Origin of the sequence: Actinotalea sp. JY-7885 (assembly GCF_014525465.1) — a bacterium.
Lineage (GTDB): Bacteria > Actinomycetota > Actinomycetes > Actinomycetales > Cellulomonadaceae > Actinotalea.
In genome coordinates this window covers 1-6,617 of record NZ_JACEXH010000172.1, presented here as the reverse complement: position 1 = coordinate 6,617, position 6,617 = coordinate 1, and the positions used below count along the sequence as shown (strand labels likewise).

General features: G+C 74.9%; 4 protein-coding genes. 2 read left to right on the top strand and 2 right to left on the bottom strand.

Annotation, left to right across the window (positions count from 1 at the left end):
• On the top strand, positions 1–1,060 hold a 1,060-nt coding region (locus tag IDM29_RS13615), incomplete at its 5' end, for an acetylesterase (RefSeq protein ID WP_188037643.1).
• Here the strand turns inward: IDM29_RS13615 and rlmC are convergent.
• Positions 1,035–2,177, bottom strand: coding sequence for a 23S rRNA (uracil(747)-C(5))-methyltransferase RlmC (gene rlmC, locus IDM29_RS13610; protein ID WP_182113403.1), 1,143 nt, complete (start codon positions 2,175–2,177; stop codon positions 1,035–1,037). The two genes, IDM29_RS13615 and rlmC, sit on opposite strands and share 26 nt — an antisense overlap.
• Before the next feature lie 61 nt (positions 2,178–2,238).
• Positions 2,239–3,318, bottom strand: a complete 1,080-nt coding sequence (locus IDM29_RS13605; RefSeq protein WP_182113404.1) for a glycosyltransferase family 4 protein — start codon at positions 3,316–3,318, stop codon at positions 2,239–2,241.
• Between the two features lie 159 nt (positions 3,319–3,477).
• Here IDM29_RS13605 and IDM29_RS13600 point away from each other — a divergent pair.
• On the top strand, positions 3,478–6,617 hold a 3,140-nt coding region (locus tag IDM29_RS13600), incomplete at its 3' end, for an efflux RND transporter permease subunit (protein ID WP_188037642.1).

Here is a 6,617-nt window from a genome sequence, read left to right as displayed (position 1 = left end):
CGGCGACGTCGCGGCGGCGCTCGGCGTGCCCGCGCCGCGCGCCACCCCCCGGCCGCGGGTCGTCGACTCGTGGACGGCGGACGGCGTCACGACGGAGCGCGTCGAGTGGTGGGTCGGCTTCGGCCCGCCGACGGCGGCGTGGGTCGTGCGGCCGCAGGACGCGTCCGACGCGCCCCGCCCGGGTGTGCTGGTGCTCCACTGCCACGCGGGCGTCAAGGCGATCGGAGCGGAGCGCCTCGTGCGCACCCCGACACCCTCGGCGGCGGCCGAGCGGCTGCGCCGGGACCTGTACGACGGCCGCGCGCTCGCGCAGGACCTCGCCCGCCGCGGTGCCGTCGTGCTCGCGCACGACACCTTCGCGTGGGGGTCGCGCCGCTTCGACCTGGACCCGCTGCCCGTGAGCCTGCGCGGCCCGGTGCGGGGCGCCGAGCTGGCCTGGGCGGCCGACGGCGTCGTCCCGGACGACGAGCAGCGCTACGACGCCGCGGCGGCGGCGCACGAGCACGTCGTGGCCAAGACCGCGGGGACCCTCGGGACCTCGTTCGCGGGCGTGGTCGCGCACGACGACCTCGTGGCGCTCGCGGTCCTCCGCGCCCTGCCCGGGCTCGACCCGGCGCGCACGGGCGCCGTCGGGTTCTCCGGTGGCGGCGGGCGCGCCGCGGCGCTCGCCTCCCTCGACCCGGACCTGAGGGCGGCCGTCGTCGTGGCCATGATGACGACGACGCAGGCGCTGCTGCCCGCGTACGCGGACGCCCACTCGTGGCTGCTGACCACGCCCGGCCTGCTGGGCCGGTACGGCCTGCCGGACCTGGCGGCCGGGCGTCTCGCGCACGACCTGCTCGTGCTGTCCTTCGCCGACGACGCCCTCTTCCCGCCCGACGGCGTCCGCGCCGCCCACGACGAGCTCCGCACGCGGTTCACGGGGGCCCCGGGCCGCTACGACGAGGCGGTGCTCCCGGGCCCGCACGCGTTCACCGCGGAGGCGCAGGACCGCGCGGCCGACTTCCTCGAGACCAGCCTCGGCACGGCCGGCCTCAGCGACGGGCCAGGAGGGTCATGACCTCGTAGTGCGACGTCTGCGGGAACATGTCGAGCAGGCGGACGCGCTGCGGGCGCAGGGACGGCATCGCCTCCAGGTCCTTGGCGAGCGTCACCGCGTTGCAGCTCGAGTACAGGACGTGCGCCACCCCTGAGGCCTCGAGCCAGCCCGCGAGGTCCGGCCCCACCCCGCGCCGCGGCGGGTTGACCACCACGAGGTCCGGTACGTCGCGCGCGGACAGGGCGAACGCCGTCGCGTCGCCCGCCTCGAACCGGACCCCCGCCAGGCCGGCCTCGTCCCGGCTCAGCCGCGCGCTGGCGACCGCCTCGACGCTGGTCTCGATGCCGACGACGTCGCGCGTGCCGTCCGCGCAGTGCAGGGCGAACCCGCCGACGCCGCAGTACAGGTCCCACATCGTCCGCGGGTCGAGCTCGGTCACCCACGCGCGCGCCTGCCCGTAGACGGCGGCCGCGACGGGCGTGTTGGTCTGGAAGAAGCTCTGCGGTCGCACGTGCAGCGGGACCCCGCCGCCGGCCACGTCGAGGCGCATCGTCAGGGCGGACTCCGGGGTGAGGAGGATCTCCCGCTCGCCCTCGAGCACGGCCTTGTGCTCGGGCTGGAGGTTCACCGACGCCACGCGGAGCGCTGGGACGACGGACAGCAGCGCCGGCAGGTGCTTGCGCAGGCGCGCGACCGGCTCCTGCGAGCGCAGCACGAAGCGCACCATGAGCTCGCCGTCCGGGGACTCCGTCACCAGGACGTGCTTGAGCTCACCGCGGCGTGCGGCGATGTCGTAGGGCACGAGCCCGGCGAGCGTGACGAACGCCGCGAGGTGGGGGAGCGCGGCGCGGATGCCGGCCGTGTGCAGGCCGCACTCGCGCAGGTCGACGCCGCGCCCGGCGGCGTCGAGGATGCCGACGGTCGGCTCGTCAGCGGTCGCGCCCACGACCATCTTCGCCTTGTTGCGGAAGCCCTGCTCCGGGCTGCGCGCGGGCGGCAGCCACGCCGTGCCCGTCCCGACGTAGGGGGCGAGCAGCCGGCGGCAGTGCGCCTCCTTGCCCGCGAGCTGGTCCTCGTACGACCGGTCCAGCAGCGTGCACGAGCGGCACAGCGTGGTGTCGTGGTAGTCGCAGCGCATCGCCCCAGTCAACCGTGCGGCGCGCCCGCCTGTTCCACCGGGGCCGCGTGACGACGGGTGCTCAGCCCACGGGCTGGAGCTGGCGCGCCGCGACCGGGCGGCGCGAGGAGTGCTCGGTCCAGTGCCCGTACAGGTCCACGACCCGGGCGGCGACGTGGTCGCCGTCGTACCGCGTGACGGCGGCCGCGGCGCGGCTGCCGGCCGCCCGCCGCAGGGCGGGGTGGTCGCGCAGCGCGGTGAGGTGGGCCACGTAGCCGTCCACCGACCCCGCCGAGAGATAGGCGTCGTGGTCGCGGCCGAAGACGCCCTCGAACACCGGCAGGTCGCTCAGGACGAGGGGCAGGCCGGCGAAGGCCGCCTCGACGGGCGCCATGCCGAACGTCTCGTGGTGCGAGGGGAACAGGAAGGTGTCGGCCGCCCAGCAGTAGCGCGCGACCTCCTCGCGGGACTTCCGCCCGGGGAAGTCCATGTTCGCCGGCGCGTCGGCCACCGCCCGGCGCATCCGCGACCGCCCGTCGGACATGGCGCCGAAGAGGCAGTCGCCGAGCCACACGAACCGTGCGTCGGGCATCCGGCGGGCGCACTCGACGAACTCCTCGATGCCCTTGCGCGGCTGGAGCTGGCCCACGCCGAGGACCACGAACTCGCCGTCGGCGACGCCGAGCGCGGCGCGGGCGTCGGCGCGGCCCTGCGGGGTGGGCCGGAAGGTCTCGGACACCACGGCGTTCGGCACGACGACCACCGGGGTGCGCACCCCCATGTCGCGGACCTCGGCGGCGGCGCCGTCGCTCACCGCGATGACGACGTCGGCGTGGTTGTAGAAGGCCCGCAGGTAGGCGGTGAAGACGCCGCCGTAGAGGCCGACCCCGTTGAGGCTGCCGCGCAGCGAGCCGGGGGTGACGTGCGCCGAGACCACGCGCAGCCCGCGGTGGACGAGCATGCGGCGCAGGCTGGTGGGGCCGACGGTGTGGACGTGCAGGACGTCGTCGCGCCCGCGCTCGTTCACGACGACGTCGTGCCCGAGGCGCCGCTGTGCCGCGACGAGGTCGGTGAAGGCGGTGTGCACCCCGTGCCCCTGCACGGTGTAGACCGACTCCGAGAAGTGGGTGATGCGGGCGGGGGAGGCACTCCGTGTCGTCACGCTGGGAACACTAGGGCGGGCCCGGAGGCGGGGCCGTCCTACCCACGGATGACTTTCATCCGGGCCTCTACGACCTGCGCGGCAGGCCCGCGCGCGAACGTAGGCTGAGCACCCGCGATGACGCGGTCGCCCCCCACCGGCTCGTCCCGAGGACCCCCTGTGCACCGTCTTGCCCGGCTCTCCCTGCGCATGCGCGCCGTCACCGCGCTCATCACCGTGGCCGTCACCGTCCTGGGGGTCGTCAGCCTCGGCGCCCTCAAGCAGGAGCTCATCCCGTCGGTGCAGGTGCCGGCGGCCGTCGTCCTCGCGGTGTACCCGGGCTCGTCGCCCGACGTCGTCGAGGAGCAGGTGACCGAGCCGGTCGAGCTCGCGGCGCGGGGCGTGCGGGGGGTCGAGGAGATCTCCTCGACGTCCTCCACCGCGCTGTCCGTCACGACGGTGATGTTCGAGTACGGCACCGACATGGACCTGGCGGCGCAGCAGCTGACGAGCGCGGTCACCGGCACGCGCAGCGGGCTGCCGGCCGACGTCGAGCCGCAGGTGGTCACGGGGTCGGTGGACGACCTGCCCGTGGTGCAGCTCGCGGTCGCCGGCGGCGCCGACGACGCGGCGCTCGCGGCGGCGGTCGAGGGCGTGCTCGTGCCGCGCCTGGAGGAGATCGACGACGTGCGCTCGGTCGACGTCACGGGCGTCGCCGCGCAGGAGATCACGCTCGACGTCGACGTCCCGGCGATGCTCGCGCTGGGCGTGACCCCCGACGCGGTCCTCGGCGTGCTCGATGCCAACGGCGTCACGCTGCCCGCCGGCACCGTCTCGGACGGCGACCAGACCTTCTCCGTCGAGGTGGGCACCCCGCTCGCGAGCGTCGAGGAGCTCGCGGCGCTGCCGCTCACGACGGCGACCGGCGGGGTCGTCGCGCTGTCCCAGGTCGCCGAGGTGGTCGACGGCGTCGAGGCGGCGACGTCGTTCTCCCGGCTCGACGGGGACCCCGCGCTCGCCGTCGCCATCACCAAGACGCCTGCGGGCAACACCGTGGACGTCTCCCACGCGGTGCAGGACGCGATCGCCGAGGTGCGGGAGGTCCTGGAGCAGGACGACGTGCGCGTGAGCGTGGTCTTCGACCAGGCCCCGTTCATCGAGGAGTCCATCGAGGGCCTGGCGACGGAGGGCCTGCTCGGGCTCGTGTTCGCCGTCGTCGTCATCCTGCTGTTCCTCGCGTCGCTGCGATCGACGCTGGTCTCGGCCGTCTCCATCCCGCTCTCGCTGCTCGTGGCGTTCACCGTCATGCGCGTCACGGGGTACACGCTCAACCTGCTCACGCTGGCCGCGCTGACGATCTCGATCGGCCGCGTCGTCGACGACTCCATCGTCGTCATCGAGAACATCAAGCGGCACCTGTCGTACGGCGAGGCGAAGACGTCGGCCATCCTCACGGCGGTGCGCGAGGTCGGCGGTGCGATCACCGCGTCGACCGTCGCGACCGTCGCGGTGTTCGTGCCGATCGGGCTGGTCGGCGGCATGGTCGGCGAGCTGTTCCGGCCGTTCGCGATGACCGTCGCGATCGCGATGGGCGCCTCGCTGTTCGTCGCGCTCACGATCGTGCCGGTCCTCGCGTACTGGTTCATCCGTGCCCCCCGCTCGGTCGACGGCGCGGCCCTGGACCGGGCGCGCGAGGAGGCCGAGGCCAAGGAGCGGCGCGGACTGTGGCAGCGCGCGTACGTGCCGACGCTCGCGGCGTCGCTGCGCCACCCGTGGGTCACGCTCGGCGTCGCCGTCGTCGTGCTCGCCGGCACGCTGGCGCTGGTCCCGCGCCTGGAGACGAACCTGCTCGGCGACACCGGCCAGGACACCGTCACCGTCACGCAGGAGTTCTCGCCGGGCACCTCGCTCGAGGCGCAGGACGAGGCGGCGCGCGAGATCGAGGAGGCTCTCGGCGCGCTCGACGAGGTCGAGACGGTCCAGACGACCGTCGGCGGTGGCGGCCTGGCCGCGGTCTTCGGCGGTGGCGGCGGGCTCTCCGCGTCCTTCGCCGTCACGCTCGACCCCGACGTCGACGGCGTGGCCGCCCAGGAGTCGGTCCGCCAGGCCGTGGACGGGCTCGGTGGCGAGCGGACGACGGACGTCTCCGTCTCGGGGGGCGAGGCGGCCTTCGGCAGCTCGACCGTCGACCTCGTCGTCACCGCGGAGGACCTCGAGGCGCTCACCGAGGCCGCCGAGCTCGTGCAGGAGGCGGCGGCCGACGTCGACGGCGTGCTGGCCGCGACGAGCAACCTCGGCAGCGACCAGGAGATCGTCGACGTGACGATCGACCGGGACGCGGCGGCGCGCGCCGGACTGACCGAGAGCCAGGTGGCGCAGGCCGTCGCCGGCGCCATGAACCCGATCCCGGTGGGGACCGTGGACCTGGGGGACGGTCCCGTCTCGGTGCGTGCTGAGCTGGGCACACCGGCCACGACGGTCGAGCAGCTCTCGCTGCTGCCCCTGACCGGTGCGCAGGGCATGACCACGCTCGGCCAGGTCGCGCAGGTCGAGGTCGTCGAGGTGCCGTCGGCGATCACCCGGGTCGACGGCGAGCGCAGCGCCACCGTCGCCGTCACGCCCGAGGGGCAGGACATCGGCACGCTCTCCACGGCGCTCGACGAGGCCGTCGCGGACCTCGACCTGCCGGCCGGTGCGAGCGTGACGCTCGGGGGCGTCGCGGCGGACCAGGAGGACGCGTTCGCGGACCTCGGGCTCGCGCTGGTGCTCGCGATCGCCATCGTCTTCATCGTCATGGTGGCGACGTTCAACAGCCTCGTGCAGCCGCTCATCCTGCTGGTGTCGGTGCCGTTCGCCGCGACCGGCGCGCTCATCGCGCTGCTGGTCACGGACACGCCGCTCGGCGTCCCGGCCCTGATCGGCATGCTCATGCTGGTCGGCGTCGTGGTGTCGAACGCGATCGTGCTCATCGACCTCATCAACCAGTACCGCGAGCGCGGGCGCAGCCTGGCCGACGCGGTCACCGAGGGCGCGCGCAAGCGGCTGCGGCCGATCGTCATGACGGCCGCCGCGACGATCTTCGCGCTCGTCCCGATGGCGCTGGGCATCACGGGCGGCGGCGCGTTCATCTCGCGCCCGCTGGCCCTCGTGGTCATCGGCGGCCTGCTGTCCTCGACGCTGCTGACCCTCATCGTGGTCCCGGTGCTCTACACCCTCCAGGCGCGACGCGGCGAGACCCGCCGGGTCGCGGCGCTCGTGGCGGCCGGGGAGGCCGAGGCCGCGGCCGCGGCGGCGCTCCGCGCGGACGAGGGCACCGACGC

Bases quoted from the DNA above. Each gene is read 5' to 3' on its own strand.
- rlmC (WP_182113403.1), bottom strand. From the start codon at position 2,177: ATGCGCTGCGACTACCACGACACCACGCTGTGCCGCTCGTGCACGCTG.